The sequence below is a fragment of the Alteromonas sp. AWJ4_197 genome (assembly GCF_056160285.1).
This window is the reverse complement of the sequence record NZ_JBSWWW010000062.1, coordinates 1-248: the sequence shown is the minus strand read 5'-3', so window position 1 is coordinate 248 and position 248 is coordinate 1. Positions and strand designations below refer to the sequence as shown.

Below are 248 nucleotides of genomic sequence, written 5' to 3'. Positions count from 1 at the left end.
TCACTGGTTCAAGTCCAGTAGCGTCCACCAATTTTCTTTGGATTTGGTACGGCGAGGGTCACTGGCTCAACAACTTCGTTGCGAGTCACAGTAGCGTCCACCATCTCTTCGGATGTTAACTTCTTTCTTTTAGCAACAAATTACCGGACGCTTAGCTCAGTTGGGAGAGCATCGCCCTTACAAGGCGAGGGTCACTGGTTCAAGTCCAGTAGCGTCCACCAATTTTCTTTGGATTTGGTACGGCGAGG

1 tRNA gene is annotated in these 248 nt (G+C 49.6%); it reads left to right on the top strand.

Going from position 1 to position 248, the window contains the following annotated elements:
- Positions 1-145: 145 nt before the first annotated feature.
- Positions 146-221, top strand: a tRNA-Val gene (locus tag ACXAGC_RS20540).
- Positions 222-248 lie beyond the last annotated feature (27 nt).